The 18,296-nt window shown below is 68.7% G+C and carries 21 protein-coding genes; 12 read left to right on the top strand and 9 right to left on the bottom strand.

Going from position 1 to position 18,296, the window contains the following annotated elements:
- Positions 1–28 precede the first annotated feature (28 nt).
- Entirely contained in the window at positions 29–1,609 is a 1,581-nt protein-coding gene (locus tag IU459_RS39460) for a TerD family protein (RefSeq protein ID WP_195133132.1), read from the top strand.
- On the opposite strand, the gene IU459_RS30650 is transcribed toward IU459_RS39460, so the two are convergent.
- Positions 1,610–2,284, bottom strand: a complete 675-nt coding sequence (locus IU459_RS30650) for a TetR/AcrR family transcriptional regulator (RefSeq protein ID WP_195133086.1) — start codon at positions 2,282–2,284, stop codon at positions 1,610–1,612.
- A 209-nt stretch (positions 2,285–2,493) separates the two neighbouring features.
- Between IU459_RS30650 and IU459_RS30645 the strand changes: the two genes are divergently transcribed.
- The 4 genes from IU459_RS30645 (at position 2,494) to IU459_RS30630 (ending at position 7,779) form a co-directional block, all read left to right on the top strand.
- Entirely contained in the window at positions 2,494–4,029 is a 1,536-nt protein-coding gene (locus tag IU459_RS30645; protein ID WP_195133085.1) for an amino acid permease, read from the top strand.
- A gap of 332 nt (positions 4,030–4,361) precedes the next feature.
- Entirely contained in the window at positions 4,362–5,114 is a 753-nt protein-coding gene (locus IU459_RS30640) for a DUF1989 domain-containing protein (RefSeq protein WP_195133084.1), read from the top strand.
- Complete coding sequence (locus IU459_RS30635; protein ID WP_195133083.1) at positions 5,111–5,725, top strand: urea amidolyase associated protein UAAP2; 615 nt, start codon at positions 5,111–5,113, stop codon at positions 5,723–5,725. The genes IU459_RS30640 and IU459_RS30635 overlap by 4 nt, the downstream gene beginning before the upstream one ends.
- Positions 5,726–5,805: 80 nt before the next feature.
- Entirely contained in the window at positions 5,806–7,779 is a 1,974-nt protein-coding gene (locus IU459_RS30630) for a 5-oxoprolinase/urea amidolyase family protein (RefSeq protein ID WP_228838760.1), read from the top strand.
- 13 nt (positions 7,780–7,792) lie between these two features.
- Here IU459_RS30630 and IU459_RS30625 read toward each other — a convergent pair whose 3' ends face one another.
- Together IU459_RS30625 and IU459_RS30620 are read right to left on the bottom strand one after the other, a co-directional pair.
- Positions 7,793–7,945, bottom strand: a complete 153-nt coding sequence (locus IU459_RS30625) for a hypothetical protein (RefSeq protein ID WP_195133081.1) — start codon at positions 7,943–7,945, stop codon at positions 7,793–7,795.
- Between the two features lie 92 nt (positions 7,946–8,037).
- On the bottom strand, positions 8,038–9,192 hold the full coding sequence (locus IU459_RS30620) for an epoxide hydrolase family protein (protein ID WP_195133080.1): 1,155 nt from the start codon (positions 9,190–9,192) through the stop codon (positions 8,038–8,040).
- A gap of 62 nt (positions 9,193–9,254) precedes the next feature.
- Here IU459_RS30620 and IU459_RS30615 point away from each other — a divergent pair, with 62 nt between their 5' ends.
- Positions 9,255–10,205 (top strand): helix-turn-helix transcriptional regulator, encoded by a 951-nt coding sequence (locus tag IU459_RS30615; protein ID WP_195133079.1) that lies wholly within the window; start codon positions 9,255–9,257, stop codon positions 10,203–10,205.
- 6 nt (positions 10,206–10,211) lie between these two features.
- Here the strand turns inward: IU459_RS30615 and IU459_RS38820 are convergent, their stop codons facing one another.
- Positions 10,212–10,433, bottom strand: a complete 222-nt coding sequence (locus IU459_RS38820; RefSeq protein WP_228838755.1) for a RidA family protein — start codon at positions 10,431–10,433, stop codon at positions 10,212–10,214.
- Between the two features lies 1 nt (position 10,434).
- Between IU459_RS38820 and IU459_RS30605 the strand changes: the two genes are divergently transcribed.
- Entirely contained in the window at positions 10,435–11,010 is a 576-nt protein-coding gene (locus tag IU459_RS30605; protein WP_228838754.1) for a CGNR zinc finger domain-containing protein, read from the top strand.
- A gap of 111 nt (positions 11,011–11,121) precedes the next feature.
- Here IU459_RS30605 and IU459_RS30600 read toward each other — a convergent pair whose 3' ends face one another.
- Positions 11,122–12,138, bottom strand: coding sequence for an NAD(P)-dependent alcohol dehydrogenase (locus IU459_RS30600; RefSeq protein ID WP_195133077.1), 1,017 nt, complete (start codon positions 12,136–12,138; stop codon positions 11,122–11,124).
- Between the two features lie 90 nt (positions 12,139–12,228).
- Between IU459_RS30600 and IU459_RS30595 the strand changes: the two genes are divergently transcribed.
- The gene (locus tag IU459_RS30595) at positions 12,229–12,891 is read left to right on the top strand and encodes a TetR/AcrR family transcriptional regulator C-terminal domain-containing protein (RefSeq protein ID WP_195133076.1); all 663 of its coding nucleotides are present in this window, start codon (positions 12,229–12,231) and stop codon (positions 12,889–12,891) included.
- A gap of 3 nt (positions 12,892–12,894) precedes the next feature.
- Here the strand turns inward: IU459_RS30595 and IU459_RS30590 are convergent, their stop codons facing one another.
- On the bottom strand, positions 12,895–13,368 hold the full coding sequence (locus tag IU459_RS30590; RefSeq protein WP_195133075.1) for a MarR family winged helix-turn-helix transcriptional regulator: 474 nt from the start codon (positions 13,366–13,368) through the stop codon (positions 12,895–12,897).
- A gap of 109 nt (positions 13,369–13,477) precedes the next feature.
- Here IU459_RS30590 and IU459_RS30585 point away from each other — a divergent pair, with 109 nt between their 5' ends.
- Positions 13,478–14,614, top strand: coding sequence for a GDSL-type esterase/lipase family protein (locus tag IU459_RS30585; RefSeq protein ID WP_195133074.1), 1,137 nt, complete (start codon positions 13,478–13,480; stop codon positions 14,612–14,614).
- A gap of 49 nt (positions 14,615–14,663) precedes the next feature.
- On the opposite strand, the gene IU459_RS30580 is transcribed toward IU459_RS30585, so the two are convergent.
- Positions 14,664–15,275 carry a TetR/AcrR family transcriptional regulator gene (locus IU459_RS30580; protein WP_195133073.1) on the bottom strand — a complete coding sequence of 204 codons (612 nt, stop codon included), beginning with the start codon at positions 15,273–15,275 and terminating at the stop codon, positions 14,664–14,666.
- A 70-nt stretch (positions 15,276–15,345) separates the two neighbouring features.
- Between IU459_RS30580 and IU459_RS30575 the strand changes: the two genes are divergently transcribed.
- Genes IU459_RS30575 through IU459_RS30565 form a run of 3 tightly spaced genes read left to right on the top strand, consistent with a single transcriptional unit; the run spans position 15,346 to position 16,996 of the window.
- Positions 15,346–15,906, top strand: a complete 561-nt coding sequence (locus tag IU459_RS30575; protein ID WP_195133072.1) for a peroxiredoxin-like family protein — start codon at positions 15,346–15,348, stop codon at positions 15,904–15,906.
- A 2-nt stretch (positions 15,907–15,908) separates the two neighbouring features.
- On the top strand, positions 15,909–16,385 hold the full coding sequence (locus tag IU459_RS30570; protein WP_195133130.1) for a DUF1772 domain-containing protein: 477 nt from the start codon (positions 15,909–15,911) through the stop codon (positions 16,383–16,385).
- Positions 16,382–16,996 carry a YHS domain-containing protein gene (locus IU459_RS30565; RefSeq protein ID WP_195133071.1) on the top strand — a complete coding sequence of 205 codons (615 nt, stop codon included), beginning with the start codon at positions 16,382–16,384 and terminating at the stop codon, positions 16,994–16,996. The genes IU459_RS30570 and IU459_RS30565 overlap by 4 nt, the downstream gene beginning before the upstream one ends.
- A gap of 27 nt (positions 16,997–17,023) precedes the next feature.
- Here IU459_RS30565 and IU459_RS30560 read toward each other — a convergent pair whose 3' ends face one another.
- On the bottom strand, positions 17,024–17,593 hold the full coding sequence (locus IU459_RS30560) for a Uma2 family endonuclease (protein ID WP_228838758.1): 570 nt from the start codon (positions 17,591–17,593) through the stop codon (positions 17,024–17,026).
- 147 nt (positions 17,594–17,740) lie between these two features.
- A partial coding sequence (locus tag IU459_RS30555) for a hypothetical protein (RefSeq protein ID WP_195133069.1) occupies positions 17,741–18,296 on the bottom strand: 556 nt, incomplete at its 5' end.

Below are 18,296 nucleotides of genomic sequence, written 5' to 3'. Positions count from 1 at the left end.
GGTTTCGGTTACGTTGACAGATGTGTCGATGCAGAAGGGCGCCAACGTGCCGGTACCGGCGTCCGCCGTCCGGATCGAGGTGGCCTGGCGGGCCGGGACGGGAGCGCCGGATGCCGATGCCTCCGCGCTGCTCGTGGTGTCCGGAAAGGTGCGATCCGACAGCGATTTCGTCTTCTACAACCAGCCCGCCCACCCCTCCGGCGCGGTCCGCCACGAGGGCAAACGCGCGGGCTCCACGCTGGTGGACGTGCTGTCGGCGGATTTGGCACGAGTGGAGCCGCAGATCGACGCCGTCGTGATCGCGGCGTCCACCGACGGCGGCTCCATCGGGCAGCTCGACGGACTGTCCGTGCGGCTCGTCGACTCGGGTACCGGAGCGGAGATCGCGCGTTTCGACGACGTCGACGCGACGGCCGAGACCGCGATCGTGCTGGGCGAACTCTACCGGCGCCAAGCCGGGTGGAAGTTTCGCGCGGTCGGCCAGGGCTACACCTCCGGTTTGGCCGGGCTGGCCGCCGATTACGGCATCGCGGTGGACGACGCACCCGCGCCGCCGCACGAATACGCCCCGCCGCCACCGCCTCCAGCGCCGCCACACCAGTTCACGCCGCCACCACCGTCCGCGCCGGTTCCACCCGAACCGAGCCGTTTCGGCGCGCTGTCACCGCCGTTCGCGCCGATTCCATCCGAGGCGAATCCCTTCCCATCGCCACCAGCACCCCTACCCGCGGAGCTGAACCGATTCGCGCCGCCAACGGCGCCGTCTCCGCCAGAGCCAGGCCAGTTCGCCGCGCACCCTTCGCCGGCGGCACCGGATTCCGGCGCGACAACATGGCACGGCCACGTCACACCACCGCCCGGCCAGTACACCCCGCCGGGCCAGCACTCGCCTCCAGCAGGCCAACACTCGCCAGCACCAAGCCAATACACACCCCCGGCACGCCAGTACCCGATGTCTCCGGGCCAGCCAGTCGCATCACCTGGCCGAATTCCAAACCGGTACGCAGACAAGATCGCGCTGACCGGGAACTTCCCTTCGGTCTCGCTGAGCGAGCAGGGCGCGACCTCCGGCATCATGCGGATCAACCTGAACTGGACCGCCACGGTCGTGGGCTCGAGTGCGTCCGCGCTGGATCTCGACCTGTGCTGCTTCTGGGAACTGGCCGACGGTCGCAAAGGCGATATCCGTCCGGTCGGCAACTTCGGCGCGCTGGACCAGGCACCGTTCATCCGGCTGGACGCCGACGACCGGTCCGGAGCGGCCGCCGGGGAGAACCTTCAGGTCGATCTCGATCACACCGCGGCATTCCGCCGAATCCTGGTCTTCGCCACCCTCTACGACGGCGCCGCCGACCTCCGCGGCATCCGGGCGACCGCGACGCTGTACCCGATCGCAGCGCCGCCGATCGAGGTGAGCGTGGAAGGCTGCGCGGACAACTCCCGTGACGTGGTGCTCGCGCTGATCGAGAACACCGGCACGCAACTGGTGGTGCGCCGCGAAGGCCGCTTCGTCCCGCCGCCACCGAACCGCCCACGCTGGGGTGTCACCGAGGTGGACAAGGTCTACGGCTGGGGCCTGAACTGGGTGCGGGGCGAAGGCAAGTCCTGATCATCGGGCCGGCGGCGCCAAGCGGTCGAGCAGCTCGGCCGCCTCGGCACGGATCGCGTCGAGGTCGCCGCGCCAGCCGAGCGTGCGCAGCACCGCCCCCGGGATCGTCTGCGCCGCGTAGGCGGGCGCGGTGCCCTCGTCGGAGCGGATGCTGATCACGGTCTCCACCAAACGGAACGGCAGCAGCTCCGCGCCCGGTGTGCTCGCGCCGCCGCCTTCGGCCAGCACCTGCGCGGCCAATGTCTCATAATGCCCGCGCAATTCGTCCCGGCGCAGGCGAAACGCGGCGAAGCGCTCGGTGCGCAGCTCCGGCAGCAGGTACAGCGCACCCAGATTCCAGCGCGACGCGCACAGCTGCCGCACATCGAACAGGGCCAGCGCGTACAGCCGCACCTGCGCCGGTTCGGGCGCCTCGCGCAGCCGTTCGGCCAGCTCGATCGGCAGCGCGATGGTTTCGGCGAGCAACGCGTCGAGGATGTCGTCCTTGGCGGCGAAATGGTGATACAGCGAGGCCTGCCGGATGCCGACGGCGTCGGCGACCGCACGCGTGGAGGTGTTGGCGTAGCCGTTGGTGGTGAACAGTTCGCCTGCGGCGTCGAGGATTTCGGCACGCGGCGTCTGCCCGCGGCGTCGTCGCTGGGCGACGCGCGGACGACCGGGACCGAGGTTCGTCACGCCGCCATTCTGGCAGGCGGCCCGGGCGCGGTAGCCGTCCGGTCGGTTTGCCCACGGAACTCGGCGCGTTTTCTGTCACTTGATAGAAATACCGGCAACGCAGAAGTTACCGCACGTCCCCGAAGCGATACACGGAGGTCACCGAAAGCGCGATCGCGACCGCAAAACTGTCGTCTGATAGTTATTGGCCGCATCCCGAAGGACCGCCCATGGCCACCACCCTCGCCCCAACCCTCTCCTCCGATCTCAGCGGCGACAGCGCCGACCTCGCCGGATTCGGTTATCAGCCCGTCTTGCATCGCAAGCTCGGCCGCTACGCCTCGTTCGCGGCGGGCTTCTCGTTCGTCTCCATCCTCACCACGATCTTCCAGTTCTTCGGCTTCGGCTATTCGTTCGGCGGAGCCGCCTTCTTCTGGACCTGGCCGATCGTGTTCGCCGGACAGTTCCTGGTGGCGCTGAACTTCGCCGAACTCGCCGCCCGCTATCCGATTTCGGGCTGCATCTATCAGTGGTCCCGACGGCTCGGCGGCGAGCTCGTGGGCTGGTTCGCGGGCTGGATGATGATCATCGCGCAGATCGTCACGGCCGCCGCGGCGGCGATCGCGCTGCAGGTGGTGCTGCCATCGATCTGGAGCGGATTCCAGCTCATCGGCACGGACACCGCGCTCACCTCGCCATCCGGCGCGACCAATGCCGTGGTGCTGGGCAGCATTCTGCTGGCGCTCACCACGGTGATCAACGTGATCGGCATCGACCTGATGGCACGGATCAACTCGATCGGCGTCACCGTCGAGATCGTCGGCGTCCTCGCGATCATCGCGCTGTTCTTCACCACCACCGAGCGCGGCCCCGGCGTTGTGCTGCACACCGATCAGGCCGCGCCCGGTCCCTACTGTGCCGCGTTCTTGGTCTCGGGGTTGATGGCCGCGTATGTGATGGTCGGATTCGATTCGGCGGGTGAGCTTTCCGAGGAGACAAAGAGACCGCGCCGCGTCGCGCCGCGCACCATTCTCACCGCGTTGTCGGTCTCGGCGCTCGGCGGCGGACTGATGTTGCTCGGTGCGCTGATGGCCGCGCCGAGCCTGTCCGATGGCGCGCTGGCCACCGATGGCCTGGCTTACGTACTCACGGCCAAGCTGGACAGCCCGGCGGGCAAGGTGCTGCTGGGCTGCGTCGCTGTGGCGGTTACCGTGTGCACGTTGGCGATTCAGACCGCGGGCTCGCGGCTGATGTTCTCGATGGCGCGAGACGGGAAGCTGCCGTTCGCACACAGGCTCGCCGCGGTGCACCCGCGCTACGGCACGCCCGTGCTGCCCGCCGTCGTGATCGGCGCGCTCGGCATCGGCCTGCTGCTGCTCAACCTCGGCAACGCGGCCGTTTTCACGACACTGGCCAGTGTTTGCATCGTCACGCTGTACCTGGCATACCTGCTGGTGACGGTGCCGCTGCTGATCCGGCGGTACACCGGGCTGCCCGACCCGGGAACCGATGCGCGCCTGTTCAGCCTGGGCCGCTTCGGCATTCCGGTCAACGCGCTCGCCGTGGCCTGGGGCATCGCCATGGTGGTGAACCTGGCCTGGCCACGCGCGGAGGTCTACGCCCCGGACGGGGGCGGCTGGTGGATGCTCTGGGCGGCACCACTTTTCGTGCTGCTGGTGCTCGGCGTCGGCATGCTGGTGCATCGCTTGGTAGTCGGCGGTGGACGCAGCGCCGAAAGTCTGGAACCAGCACCCCAAGCCGCCTGATCGGCACCGGGTGCGGCGACGAGGATGCCGGGCAAACGCCGCACCCGGCCTCGGCCACATGAAACCCGGTACCCGCATGATCGGACTCTCCGACAGCTCCGCATCGGCGAGGCTCGGCCTCGGAGTCCGCGGCCGGACCGAAAATCTCGCGCCGCGACCCGCCGCCGCAGGCGACCGGGAATGCCCGCGCCACTCGAGATCCGCCGGTCCCACGTCAGCCCTGCCGGACCGCATGTACCAGTCGGACGTGTCCGGACATTGCGACCACCGACCCCGCGTCGGCCCCTATGGGCCACGCAGTCACCACAACCAGCGCACGAAAGGAATGAACCGTGACAAGCACCGCGGATACATCCGGCGCACGAGCGCACGCACGATCGCAGGCCGCGGCGGCGGCCATTGCGGGTCCCGACCTGCCCTCCACGGTCCCGGCATCGAAAATCACGTTTGCCCAGCGTATTCCGTCGGGCGCCTACGCGAACGTCGCGCTCGGCCGCGGCACCCGTGCCCGCCTGTCCGACCCGGCGGGCGCGGCATGCGCGCACCTGCTGCTGGTTCGCACCGACGCGCCGTGGGAGCGCTTGAACGTCGCCGACACCATGAAGGTGCCGTGGCAGGCGTACCTGGGGGGTGGTCACCCGCTTCTGTCGGATCAGGGACGCATCCTGGCGACCGTGCTCGCCGACACCTCCGGCCACCACGACACGCTCTGCGGACCCACCGCTGCGGCCCGCGCCCAGTTGCGGCTGGCAGGCGCCAAACATGGACTCGACCCACGCGACATCGGACCGACGATCGCATTCTTCCGTGGCGTCCGGGTGGAGCCGGACGGAACGCTCACGGCCACCGGCAGCGCCTCCCCCGGCGCTTCCGTCGACCTGCTCGTGCATCTTCCGGTCACCGTGCTCGTCGCCAACGCCGCACACCCGATCGACGAGCGACCCGCCACGGATCTCGACGTCGTGGCGTGGGCTGCGCCGGAAGACCTCGCCGCGACCGTCAACGACGACCCGGAATACCTACGGGCCGTGCAGAACACCGAACGGGCATGGACGGCCGCACTGACTCTGGAGGCAACCGCATGACCACGGCTCGCACCATCGTGCTCGACGAGACCGTTCCCGCACGCTCCCCCTGGTCCGCCGTGGTCCGCGCGGGCGACCATTGGGAGATCATCGATCTGCACGGCAATCAGGCGGTGGACTGCCTGCTGTACTCGGCGGCCGACCACACCGAGCGCTACAGCGCGCAGGCCACGGTCGCCGCGCAGCGCAACATCTTCCTCACCACCGGCAGTGTGCTGCGCACCGACGCGGGATCGGCGCTGATGACCGTCGTGGCCGACGAGGTCGGCAATCACGACACCATCGCGGGCGCCTGCTCACAGGAGTCCAACACGCTGCGCTACGGCCACCACACCCGGCACCAGCATGCCTGTGTGGAGAACTTCCTCGCGGAAGGGTTGCGCTGGGGACTCGGCAAACGAGACCTGGTGTCGAACATCAACTGGTTCATGAACGTGCCGGTCGAGGCGGACGGCACGCTGGGCATCGTGGACGGACGGTCCGCACCGGGCAAGCGGGTCACCCTGCGCGCCGAGATCGACACGCTGGTGCTGGTCTCGAATTGTCCACAGATCAACAACCCCTGCAACGGGTTCGATCCGACCCCGGTACGCATGGTGGTGTCGCGATGACCGTCGCCCAACTCCCGGTAGGCACCGGATCGCGCTCCGGCGCAGCGGAACCGAACACGGTGCAGGTCGTTCGTCCCGGGATGCTGACCACGGTGCAGGACTGGCCCGGCCGGATCGGATACTGGCATATCGGCGTCCCGCCGTCGGGACCGATGGACGACCTCTCGTTCCGGCTGGGCAATCGCGCGCTCGGCAACGACGAGGGCGCCGCCGGTCTGGAATGCACCCTCAGCGGTCCCGCGCTCCGGTTCACCGCGGCGACCTGGGTGTGCGTCACCGGCGCACCGGCCGACGTGACCGTGGACGGCATCCGTGTGCCGCAGTGGCGCACCGTGCGAGTGCCCGCGGGAGGCGTGCTGGACGTGGGCGCCGTGCGCGGGCCGGGCATGCGCTGCTACGTGCTGCTCGCGGGCGGCATCGATCTGCCCGGATACCTCGGCAGCGCCGCCACGTTCACGCTCGGCCGATTCGGCGGCAGTACCGGCGGGGCGCTGTGCGCCGGGGAATCGCTTTCGTTGGGGGCCCACCACGGCCGGGTTGTCGCGGCAGTCCCGATGGACGATCAGCCCGTGCTGACCCGGCGCTGGGAACTCGCGGTCACCGAAGGACCGCACGGCGCACCGGAATTCTTCACTCGCGCCGACTTCGACACCGTGGTCGGGACCGATTACGAGGTGCACTTCAATTCCGATCGCACCGGCGTCCGGCTGATCGGCCCGAAGCCGGAATGGGCCCGGACCGATGGCGGCGAAGCGGGGCTGCACCCGTCCAATATCCACGACACGCCGTATTCGGTCGGCGCGCTGGATTTCACCGGCGACACCCCCATCCTGCTCGGCCCCGACGGACCCAGCCTGGGCGGTTTCGTCTGCCCGGTCACCGTCGTGGCGGCCGACCGCTGGAAGCTCGGCCAGCTGTCCCCCGGCGACACCGTGCGTTTCGTACTCATCCGCGGCGACCGCGCCGCCTCGATCCGGGAGCTGGGGACCGAGCGCCGTGCCGCGTGGCCGACCGTGCTGTCGACGGGTGGCGACGGTGACGACGGCGTGCTGCGCCGCGCCCACGTGGACGACGAGATCGCCGTGACCTACCGCCGCGCGGGCGACGACGGCGTGCTCGTGGAATACGGTGCCATGACCCTGGATCTGGGCCTGCGTGCCCGCGTACACGCCCTGCACCAGCACCTGCTGGCGGCTCGCATGCGTGGAGTGACCGAACTGACGCCCGGCATCCGTTCGTTGCAGATCCGGGTCGATCCGCACGTCTTGCCGGTGCCCGCGCTGCTCGACCTGCTCGCCGAGGCCGAGGCGCGGCTCCCCGCTTCCGACCAGCTCGTGGTGCCGAGCCGCGTGGTCCACCTGCCGCTGTCCTGGGACGACCCGTCCACGCGCGAGGCCATCACCCGCTACATGCACGGCGTGCGCGCCGACGCGCCGTGGTGTCCGTGGAACATCGAGTTCATTCGTCGTATGAACGGCCTGGACACCGTATCCGATGTCTACGACACCGTTTTCGGGGCCGAGTATCTGGTCCTCGGACTGGGCGACGTCTACCTCGGCGCGCCGGTCGCCACCCCCACCGACCCGCGGCACCGGCTGGTCACCACGAAGTACAACCCGGCCCGTACCTGGACCCCGGAGAACGCGGTCGGCATCGGTGGCGCCTACCTGTGCGTTTACGGCATGGAAGGACCGGGCGGCTACCAGTTCGTCGGGCGTACCACCCAGGTGTGGAATCACCGCGCCGCGGCGACGCCCGCGCTGCCGCCAGGTGCCGATCGCACCGGCTCCGGAACTGAAACACCCTGGCTGCTCCGGTATTTCGATCGCATCCGGTGGTATCCGGTCGACGCGGAAGAACTCAACGACCTGCGCGCCGATTTCGCCGCGGGCAAGGTCGGCGTACGAGCCGAAGACGGGGAATTCCGCCTGGCGGACTACCGGAAGTTCCTCGCCGACAATGCCGAATCCATCGAGGCCTTCCGCGCGAGGCAAGCGGAAGCATTCGCCGCCGAACGCAACTCCTGGCGATCGGCCGGCGAGCTCACCGTCTAGCGGATTGATCGCGTCACCAGCCGAAAAGCTCCGCCGCGACGATCGATTCGTCGTCCCAGGCGCTTTCGATCTTGTCGCGCTCTTGGTCGGGCAGCTCGGGTGACCATCCGCACCGGCGCCAGAATTCCTCGCGGCGGTCCTGGGAAAGGGGTCTCGGTTCGCACATGGCGGTCGCTCCTGAGCGCCAACGGTCCTGCTCTCCGATTGTGGGCCTGTTCCGGCGACGACATGCCGGAACAGGCGCATCGATATCGGTTCTCAGCGCAAGTCGCGGAAGAACTCGCGAATATCCGCGGTGAGCAGGACGGGTTCCTCCATAGCAGCGAAGTGACCGCCACGGTCGACGTCGTTCCAGCGCGTGACGGTGTTCTCGGTCTCGGCGTAGCGGCGGATACCGATGTCGTGAGCGAAGACCAAGGCCGCTGTCGGCACGCCGGAGTTCGGCTTCGGTTCGCCCCACGGGGCGTCCTGGGCATAGCCGACGTAGGCCGCCGAACCCGCCGTGCCGGTGAGCCAGTAGAACATCACGTTGGTCAGCAAGCGATCCCGGTCGATGATCTTGTCCGGGTCGACGCCTCGGGGATGCGTCCACTCCCGGAACTTGTCCATGATCCAGGCGAGCTGCCCCACCGGGGAGTCCACCAGCCCGTAGGCCAGGGTCTGCGGCCGGGTGGACTGGATGGCGATGTAACCGAATTCCTCCTGCATGAACGCCTCGATCCGCCGGATGCGATCGCGTTCCAGATCGGTCAGGCTCGCCAGCTCCTCCTCCGCGAGCGGCAGCGGCGGGAAGGGACCGGGCCCGCCGTTGACGTGCACTCCCACCACCCGGCTGGGCGCCGTGCGGCCGACCTGTGGGCTCACCGCAGCCCCGATGTCACCGCCCTGCACGCCATAGCGCGCGTAACCCAGCCTGCGCATGAGCTCGTCCCATGCCGCGGCGATCCGATCGATGGTCCAGCCCGCCTCGGCGACGGGTCCGGAGAACCCGAATCCCGGCAGCGAAGGAATGACCAGGTGGAAGGCGTCGGCCCGATTGCCTCCGTGCGCTCGCGGATCGGTCAAAGGCCCGATCACATCCAGGAATTCGACCACCGAGCCCGGCCAGCCGTGCGTCATCAGCAGGGGCAGCGCGTCGGCTTCGGGCGAACGGACGTGCAGAAAGTGGATGGTTTGCCCGTCGATCTCCGTCGTGTACTGCGGGTATGCGTTGAGCTGCTGTTCGGCTGCCCGCCAGTCGTATTCGGCGCGCCAGTAGTCGACCAGCGCGCGCAGCCAAGCGGTCGGCGTCCCGGTGTCCCAGCCGTCGCCCGGCAGCGGGGCGGGCCAGCGCGCGGCGTCGAGGCGGGAGCGCAGATCGTTGAGCTGCTCCTGCGGAATGTCGATGTGGAACGGGTGGATGTCGTTGCTCATGCCTTCGACCGTATGACCCGCCTAGGACAGCTTTTGCCCTAGCATTCCGGCAAACTTTTCCCATGCTGGAAACCTCGGCGCGACTGTTGCGCCTGCTGTCGCTCTTACAGACCGCACGCGACTGGACCGGAGCCGAACTGGCCGAACGGCTCGATGTGGACGTGCGCACCGTCCGGCGCGACATCGACAAGCTGCGCAATCTCGGTTACCCGGTGGACGCGACGCCCGGAGTGGGCGGGTATCGGCTCAGCGCGGGCGCGAAGCTGCCACCCCTGCTGCTGGAGGACGACGAGGCGGTGGCCGTGGCCCTCGGCCTGCGCACCGCGGCGGGCGGCACCATCGCAGGCATCGAGGACAGTTCGCTGCGCGCCCTCGCCAAACTCGAGCAGGTCCTGCCCTCGCGGCTGCGCCACCGCGTCGGCATGCTCCAGGCGGCCACGATCACGGTGCCTGCGGGCGGGCCCACCGTCGACCCCGACACGCTCACCGCCGTCGCGGGCGCCATCCGCGACAACCACCGTCTGCGCTTCGACTACCGCGGTCACGACGGCGTCGCGTCGCTGCGCACCATCGAGCCGCACCGGCTGGCCCACACCGGCCGACGCTGGTACCTCGTCGGATGGGACGTCGACCGCGACGACTGGCGTACCTATCGCGTCGACCGCATGCAGCCCCGCATCCCCACCGGCCCCCGCTTCATGCCGCGCGAGTCGCCCGATGCCGACCTGTCCGGGTACCTCTCACGCGGCGTCACGACCGCGCCGTACGCCTACCCGGCCCGCATCACCCTGGGCGTGCCCGCCGAAGTCGCCGCCGAACGCGTCCCTCCGACCATCGGAGTGATCGAGGCGCTGGACGCCGAAAGCTGTGTACTCCGCACCGGAGCCAACTCGCTCGACGAGCTGGCGATCTACGTCGCCACCTTCGGCTTCCCGTTCCGGGTGCACGAACCGCCCGAACTCATCGCGCACATCCGCGAGCTCACCGCTCGTCTGGGCGCGGCGGTCGACTGACCCGGCTCAGGCCGGTACGGCGGCGATAGCTTCGAGCTCGCAGACGGCGCCTGGCACGGCGAAACCCGCGACCTGCGCGACGGTGATCGCGGGCGGGTTCGGGCGACGACCCCACACCTCGCCGAACGCGGCGAATCCGTCCTGCAGCGACTCGCCCTCGCGGATCAGGATCGTCCACTTCACCACGTGTTCGATCGAGGCGCCCGCGGCGGCGAGGCAGGTCTGCAAGTTGGCCAGGGCTTGGCGCGCCTTGCCCCCCGATCTGCGCCGCCGTTTCCGCACCGGCCGCCCCGCGCTCGACCTCGTGCACACCGGAGGCGATGGTGCGCTCGCGGTGTGGGAGATCGTGCACACCGCAGCGGACCTCGTCCGGTGGCTGGCGGTGATCCTCGACTTGGACGAGCTCGACGCCGACGAGTCCGATCTGCCCGCCATGCGGAGGCTGCGCACTGCCGTCACCAATGCGGCGTACCGCGCCGCGGCTGGAGAACCGTTGTTCCCCAACGACATCGCGACGATCAATACCGTCGCCGCCCTGCCTCCGCTGATCCCGGAGCTTCGAGTGGACGGCACCGGCGGCTATGCCGACCCGACCGCGGCCGCGGCCCTGTCCACGCTCGCGCGCGACGCCATCGACCTGTTCACCGGCCCGCTGGCCGCGCGTATCCGCGTCTGCGCGGCCGAGGACTGCGGTCTGCTGTTCGTGGACGCGTCGCGCCCGGGCCGTCGCCGCTGGTGCTCGATGGACCGCTGCGGCAACCTGAGCAAGGTCCGCCGCTACCGCGACCAGGACCGATCCGAGTGATACACACCGACCCGCCACGCCGCCCGGCCGGTAGAACCAAACCCTCGGCGCACCGCGGGACCGGTCGCGGATCTGGTCGGCCGGACCGGGCCGGATTCCCGCCGCAGGAGTTCAGATGACGATGACGGTCTTGCCGTGGGCATGCCCCTCGGCGACGTGGCCCACCGCCGTGGCCGCCTCGCCAAGGGGATACCGCCGTTCGATGACCGGGCGCAGCTTGCCCTCCGCGGCCAGCCCGGCCAGGTACTCCAGGTCCGCCCGGCGCGGGCGCATCAGCAAGGGGCGCATCGTCTGGCTGACCACCAGGCCGGTCAGCAGCACTTTGGCGACCCAAACCACGGGCCCGAGCCAGTTCCCGCCGGGCGCGCCCGCCGACGAGACGAAGACGCCCTTCGGAGCCAGCACCCGCCTGCACGCGGTGAGCGATCGGTTGCCGACCAGGTCGAGCAGCACGTCATAGCGGTGTCCGGCATGGGTGAAATCCGTTGTGGTGTAGTCGATTACGTGGTCGACGCCGAGCGCGCGCAGCGATTCGACGTGGCGTGTGCTGCATACGGCCGTCACCTGCGCGCCCAGCGCCTTGGCGATCTGCACCGCGCTGGTGCCGACGCCGCCCGAAGCGCCGTTGATCAGCACCGCCTGCCCGGCACACAGCCCGCCGACGTCGCGCAGGCCCTGGAGTGCGGTCATCCCGGAATCCGGCAGCGCGGCAGCCTCTTCCATGGTCAGGCCGGCGGGAGCGTGCGCGAGTCGTTCGACGGGCACGCTGACGTATTCGGCGAACGCACCGCCATCCACCGCACCGAAAACCACGTCTCCAGCTGCGAATCCGGTAATGCCAGCACCGATTTGGATTACCTCGCCGGCCAGGTCGTGCCCGATGATCCGGTACTTGGGCCGCCGCAGGCCGAAACCGAGCCGGATCGCGTAGGGCTTGCCGGTGAGCAAGTGCACGTCGCCACTGCACACCGCCGCCGCGCGCACGCGGACCAACACCTCGCCGTCGCGAGCGACGGGCCGCGGCACCACCTCCGTCCGGAGGACATCACTGGAGCCGTATCGCGGCGCGGCGATCGCGATCATCGTGGCGTTGTCGATGGTGGACTGCTGGCCCTCGGCCTCGGACATGGCGACCCTCGTGTTCACAGGTTACTTACAGTGTAAGTACGACACCGCCGACGGTACGCTTACACCGTAAGTACGTCAAGAGAGGGAACCATGCCCGCAACCGGCCCGGCCCGCACGCCGCTGACCAGGGACGCGGTGTTGCGTGCCGCCGTCCGGCTCGCCGACGAGCACGGCCTTGCCGCGCTGTCCATGCGGAAGCTGGCGCAGACGCTCGGCGTCGAGGCGATGTCGCTGTACAACCACGTGGCGAACAAGGACGACCTGCTCGACGGCATCGCGGATCTGGTGGTCGCGGAGATGGCGCCGCCCGAGATCGGGGGCGACTGGAAGGCCGCCCTGCGCGCCCGCTCCACCTCCGCTCGCGAGGTGCTGCTGCGTCATCCATGGGCGACCGGACTGATCGGCACCAGGATTAACGTCGGCTCCGCCATGCTGCGCTACATCGATGCCACGGTGGGATGCCTGCGGGCGGCGGGTTTCTCACTGCCGCAGGCAGACCGCGCATGGAACGCGTTGGACAGCCACCTCTACGGTTTCACTCTGCAGGAGTTGAACTTCCCGCTCGATCCGTCCGAATACGGCTCCGCCGCAGAGGAGTTCCTGCCGCGTATCCCTGCCGACCGATATCCCCACATGAACGCGCTGGCCCAGCTCGTGATCGACGGAAAGCACACGGGGATTGCCGATTTCGCCTTCGGCCTCGACCTGATCCTCGACGGCTTGGAGCGACTGCTCGCCGCATCCGCCGACTGACGATCAGCTCACGCCGAACGTCGCCTCCGGATTGGACGCGTCCCGAACGATCCGCAGCGCCTCGACCAATGCTTCCAGCTGTGCGGGGGTCAGCAATCCGACGAACCAGCGCTCTAGAGTGGCGAGATAGTCCGGCAGCACCTGCGCGAGCCGTGCCGCGCCCGCCTCGGTGAGCACCGCGTAGGCGCTGCGCCGATCCTCTGGATCCAGCTCGCGTTCGACCAGACCGGCAGCCACCAGCCGATCGACCAATCGGGTGACCCCGCTGGTGGACAGCGAGGTCTGCACCGCCAGCTCCGACATGCGCAACCGCCGGGCCGGTGAACGACTCAACCGCATCAGCGCGTTCAAGGCCAATCCGGACAACCCGTGCGCGTTCCAGACCGGTTCCAGCTTGGCCACCACGCCGGCATGCGCCTCGAACAGCAAGCCCATGGCGGTCAGGCGCGGATCGTCGAACAGGTCGGTCACGTCCATGCGGGCAGACTACCCGCAATACTTGCCGTGGGGATAGTTGACGAGAGGAATAAGCCAGTGTAGAAATATGCAGACGCATTAATCCTCATGGCAACTACTGGAGGCTCTCATGTCATCGAACACCTGGCTCGCCGGATTCCGCTCCGCGGTGATCAGCCCGGACGAGGAGATCAAACTCGCGGAGTCGCGCGCGTTCGACGACCAAACCGTGCGCCAAGTGCTGCGCTTGGCGGGCGGGGGTACGCAAGTGCGAATCAGGCTGACCAACCGCTATGGGAAGGCGCCGCTGATCATCGGAGCCGCTCGCGTTGCAATACGCAAGACCGGCAGCGAGATCGTCACCGAGACCGACACGGCGCTGCGCTTCGACGGCGCGGAGCGGGTGGTGATTCCAGCAGGCGCCGACGTCGTCAGCGATCCGGTCGAACTGAGCGTGTCGGCGGGCGCGGACCTGGCGTTGAGCCTGTATCTGCCCGGCCCCACCGGCCTTGCGACCTTCTCCCAGCAGCCGGGCGAAATCGCTTACGTCACAGCCGGAAACACGGCATCGGACGCCGCGCTCTCCGCCGCCGAGGAGGTGCCGACGCGGTTCTACGTCGTCGGCGTCGACGTCCTCGCGCCCGCGGGCACGCCGGTGGCCGTCGCCTTCGGCGACTCCTGGTTCGAAGGCTTCGGCACGACGATCGGCGCCAACCACCGCTCGGTGGACTTCCTCAACGCGCGGCTGGACCACGGCTGGGCGGTCAACCAGGGCATCTCGGGAAACCGGCTGCTGACTCAGGACATCGGCGAGCCCGGCCTGGCGCGCTTCGACCGCGACGCGCTCACCGTGCCCGGCGTAACCAGCGTCCTGGTGAACTTCGGCATCAACGACTTCATTCTCGGCGGCATGGCGGGCCAGCCACCCGCGACCGCCGACGAACTGATCGAAGGCCTCACCACGCTGGCGCACCGCGCCCACGCGGCCGGACTCCCCATTCACGCCGCGACGATCGGGCCTTACGCCGGTTGCATCTACGAGGGCGTGACCGTCGCCGAGACACTGTCCACCCGCCGCCGCGTGAACGAATGGCTGCGCGGTACCGACGTTTTCGACTCGGTGTTCGACGTGGCGCGGGCGGTCGAAGACCCGGAGCGACCCGATTTCATCCGCCCCGAATTCGACAGCGGCGACGGCATGCACCTCAACGACGCGGGCGCTCGCGCGATGGCCGAGACCGTCGAGGTGGCAGCGCTTTTCGGTTGAGGCCCCGGATCGGGTCAGGCCGCCGCGCGACACTACGACCCATCGCCCGCTAAGGCCGCAGGCCGCGCAGCACGATCTCGAGGCCGCCCCGGAATTCGTCCTCGGCCGACATGTCCTTGGCCTGGCCTGCGGTCTGCGCCAGATGCGGATAGTCCTCGGGGGACAGTTGGGCCATCAGGATCGTCCCCCGCCCCGGCAGCGGCGCGTAGTGCTTGTTCTGCAGGTAGCCGATCAGGAAGGCGACCAGCGTGCGCTGGGCGATCACGCGGGCGCGTCCGGTGAAACCGCCCTCGGTGAGTACGGCGAGCATCGCTTCCATCACGCGCAGCGATTCGACCGAGGACTGCCGATGCCGCAGTACCAGCGGCACGGCCGCGGGATGGGCCGCGAATCCGGCTCGGATGTGGTCGAGCAGCACCGCCGCGCGCGCCCTCCAATCGCTACCGGCGGGCAGCGTCGTGTCGATCGAGGCGAACACCTGATCCGCCACCAGCACTTCGAGTTCGTCGCGGTCGCGGACGTAGCGGTACAGCGCCATGGTGGCCACGCCGAGTTCCTTGGCCACCGCACGCATGGTGAGCGCGGACAGGCCGTCGCGGTCGAGCACGGCCAGGGCCGCCGAGGCCAGATCGGCGGTGGTCAGCGAGCGAGGACGGGGCACGGGTTGACAGCGTACAAGCTACGCGCATACTGGTCGTAGGCGTACTACGTACACCTACGAAAGGAGCCCCATGTCGCTACCGACCGCCGTTTCCGACCGGACTCTCGTCACGGTCTCCGGTGCGCAAGTCCAGGTGCCGGACCCGGACTGCCTGATCCACCTGCAGTTCCGCCGATTCGCCGGATGTCCGGTGTGCAACTTGCACCTGCGCTCGATCGTCGCCCGCCGCCACGAGATCGCCGCGGCGAACATTCGCGAAGTGGTCGTCTTCCACTCCAGCGCCGAGGAATTGCGCAAGTACACCGCCGAGCTGCCGCTCGACGTGATCGCCGATCCGAGCCGAAAGCTCTACCGCGAGTTCGGCGTCGAGACCTCGCCTCGCGCGCTGCTCGACCCGCGCGGCTGGCCCGCGATATTGCGCGGCGTGGCACACGATGCTTGGGCGACACTCCGCGGCAGGCAGGCCGCCCCGCCTGCCAAGCCCGAGGGCGGCAGTCTCGGCTTGCCCGCCGACTTCCTGATCGCTCCCGGCGGGCGCGTCCTCGCGGCGAAGCTCGGCGCGCACGTCTACGACCAATGGTCGGTAGACGAATTGCTCGCGCTGGTCCCAGCGGTGGAGCGCCGCGCGTGAAGATGATCGAAAGACCGCGTCTGGCATGGGCCTTCGCATTGCTTTTCGGAGGACTGCTGGCGGGTGCGTTCGGGTATGGAGCGGTCAACGTCCTGTACGCCTTCCGCCGGGTACCGCTGGAGGTGCGCTTCACCTTCCACACGGCGCTGATGAGCGTCAACGGCCAGGTCATGCAGTCGCTGATGGGTCTGACCATCCTCAGCACCCTGGTGCTCGCCGTCCGCTCTACCGGCAGGTCCCGCCTGCTCGCGGGCGGCGCGGCCGTGCTCGCCGTAGCGGCATTCCTGATCACGCGCCTGGGCAACGTCCCGATCAACCAGCACATCAAGGTGTGGGCCGTCAGCGGCCCTCCGTCCGACTACGCCGAAATCCTCAGCCGCTGGGAGGCATTCCACTTCGCCCGCACCACCTGCGCCCTGGTGGCCTTCCTGCTCGTCGTGCTGACCACCCTGCGCTACGCGAAAGAAGCACGCTCATGATGACCGTCGAATTGTTCGTCTCCGACGACACGCTGACTACCGACCGCAAACAAGCACTCGCCGAACGCATCCTGCGCGACCTGACCACCGAACCCGGTGCGCCGGAATCGGTGCTCGCGAAAGCCCGTGAGCTGACCCATGTACTGGTGCACCGCGCCGACGCATGGGCTACCGGCGGGCCGGACCAGCTCACTGCGCCGCGCTACCTGGTGCGACTCACCGTCCCTGGAGCATGGGCCAACAACAGCGACTTCGGCGGCCACGTGATCCCCTTGGTCACCAAGGCCATCGCCGAGTCCGAAACCGACAACCACCGACTGACCCGCGACCCGCACTGTGTAGTGCAGATCATCGGCCTGCGGGAACACAACCTCGGCACCTTCGGCCGGACGCTCACCGTCACCGAGATCACCAAACTGATGACCGAGGACTACCGGGCCTCCGGCGACCACGCCGAAGCTCCGGAGGGCCACGCGATCGACCCGATCTGTGGCATGACCGTCGACCTGTCCACCGCCCGCTACCCCCTCACCCACGACGGCACCGACTACGCCTTCTGCGCGCCGGTATGCCGCAAGGTCTTCGCCGAGGAACACGCCGTCGCGCTCTGAGGTGTCAGCGAAAGTTGTCCACAGCGATCAGGGCAGCAGCGACCCGGGATCGATCGTGAATTCGAAAGGACTGCGCAGGGTGACCGCATTACCAGCGGCCACCCTGTGCGTCAGCTCGTAGGTGCGGTCGGCCCCGAGTTCGTGTGCGAACAGGACGGGGAGAGACTCGCCCGGCAGCTGCCCTTTGAACGGATTGGGCTCGAACCGCCAGTAGTTCGGAATACCCGCCTCCGCGTAGACCACAGGTTTGACCATGCGGTCTTGCAACGTCGTAGATTTGGACACCACTTCTACCACGAGTTCTACCTGATCAGCAGGAACTCCCCTGGCATCCAATTCGATCGAGTCGGTCACCACCATGAGGTCGGGAATCGGTTCGTCGTCACCGATCAGCACGCCGACGCCTTCCACCACCAGCCGATCTGGCGGCAACACCGCGTCGAGAGCACGCCCCAGCCATCTGATCAGCAACTGGTGCCGAGGCTTCGGCGCGGCATTCACGACGAGCTGACCATTCAACACCTCGTAACGCAATCCGTCTTCGGGCATGTGATCGAGGTCGGCAGCCGTCCAGCTGTCGGCGCGCGGCACCGGCATCGCCATGAAAACCACCTCCAACCTCGTCAAACGATGGCGAAAAATCGCCGCCGATTCCGTTCGAGTCTATCCGACCGACCGAGACGAACCCGCCGATGAAGGGCACGGATCTGTGCCCTTCATCGGCGGAACTCACTCGTCGTATCCCTACTCCACGACGACGATCGTGATCTCGTCGTCGGCGGAGTCGGTCGGCTCGCCCGGTGCGACGAACCAGTGGGTGACCTCGGCTTCGGTGAGGTCGGCTGCCAGGTCGCCGGTCGGGAGGACCGCGAGGGCACCCGCTGTGGCGGAGGCCAGGAACTCCAGCACGGCCGGGTGGCCGGAGGTGGCGGTGGTGTACGTGGTCGACTCGTAGGTGATCTCGTACTGCTCGCGCACCTGTTCGGCCCGGGCCAGCGCCTCGGACTGGGAGAGCGTGACGACTCCGTTTGCCGTGGTGACGACGAACGCCGGGTGTTCTTCGCCGAGCGGGCGTACTCGGTCGGCGTAGGACACCGGGTGCGGCGGGGCCGCGGCGAGGTCTTGACGCACCTGCGGGTCGTCGAGTGCCACCCAGCGGATGTCGCTGTCGGGCAGCGGCTCCCGGGTGATCCCGAATCCGGCGCCCGCGGCGGTCAGCTCGTCGGCCGTGCGGTCACCCGCGAACAGGCAGGCCGCACCGGCCTTCTGCACCGCCCACACCGCGACCACGGCGTCCACC

The sequence above is a fragment of the Nocardia amamiensis genome (genome assembly GCF_015477605.1).
Taxonomy (GTDB): Bacteria; Actinomycetota; Actinomycetes; order Mycobacteriales; family Mycobacteriaceae; genus Nocardia; species Nocardia amamiensis_A.
The sequence above is the reverse complement of the archived record's forward strand: the minus strand, read 5'-3'. Positions and strand labels throughout refer to the sequence as shown.